General features: G+C 44.6%; 1 pseudogene. It reads right to left on the bottom strand.

What is annotated here, in order from left to right:
* Positions 1-1,109: pseudogene (locus BUA98_RS22445) on the bottom strand (hypothetical protein); the annotation flags it as partial.

The following is a 1,109-nucleotide window of genomic DNA, read 5'->3' as shown; positions in this document are numbered from 1 at the left end:
TAAGTGTAAGTCGCATCGTAATTGTCAATCGTAAAACTTCCTGTTGCTGTTGCACACGTTGGCTGGGTCACAGCACTTAGTGTTGGAACAGCTGGAGTTAAAGGCTGGGCATCAATTACAAATCCAGTGTTTGCAGAATCACAACCATTAGCCGTAGCTTTTATGGTATAACTTCCAGCAGGGGCCGTAACAGATCCACTAGTTTGTGTTACGCCCGTTGATGGGGTTATCGTATAAGTATAAGTCGCGTCATAATTGTCAATCGTAAAACTTCCTGTTGCTGTTGCACACGTTGGCTGGGTCACAGCGCTTAGTGTTGGAACAGCTGGGGTTAAAGGCTGAGCATTAATTACAAATCCAGTGTTTGCAGAATCGCAACCATTGGCCGTGGCTTTTATAGTGTAACTTCCAGCAGGGGCTGTAACAGATCCACTAGTTTGTGTTACTCCCGTTGATGGGGTTATCGTATAAGTGTAAGTCGCGTCATAATTGTCAATCGTAAAACTTCCTGTTGCTGTTGCACACGTTGGCTGTGTAACCGCACTTAGTGTCGGCACAGCTGGTGTTGAAGGCTGGGCGTTAATTATAAATCCAGTGTTTGCAGAATCACAACCATTAGCCGTAGCTTTTATGGTATAACTTCCAGCAGGAGCTGTAACAGATCCACTAGTTTGTGTTACTCCCGTTGATGGAGTTATTGTATAAGTGTAAGTCGCATCGTAATTGTCAATCGTAAAACTTCCTGTTGCTGTTGCACACGTTGGCTGGGTCACAGCGCTTAGTGTTGGCGTTACAGGTGTCGATGGCTGAGCGTTTACAACTGCTGCAACTGAATCAGATGAACTACAAGATCCAAGTGTTGCTTTTATGGTATAACTTCCAGCAAGGGCTGTAACAGATCCACTAGTTTGTGTTACTCCCGTTGATGGAGTTATCGTATAAGTGTAAGCTGCATCGTAATTGTCAATCGTAAAACTTCCTGTTGCTGTTGCACACGTTGGCTGGGTCACAACGCTTAGTGTTGGAACAGCTGGTGTTGAAGGCTGAGCATTAATTACAAATCCAGTGTTTGCAGAATCGCAACCATTGGCCGTAGCTTTTATGGTGTA

Origin of the sequence: Flavobacterium saccharophilum, from assembly GCF_900142735.1 — a bacterium.
GTDB lineage: Bacteria > Bacteroidota > Bacteroidia > Flavobacteriales > Flavobacteriaceae > Flavobacterium > Flavobacterium saccharophilum.
The sequence above is the reverse complement of the archived record's forward strand: the minus strand, read 5'-3'. Positions and strand labels throughout refer to the sequence as shown.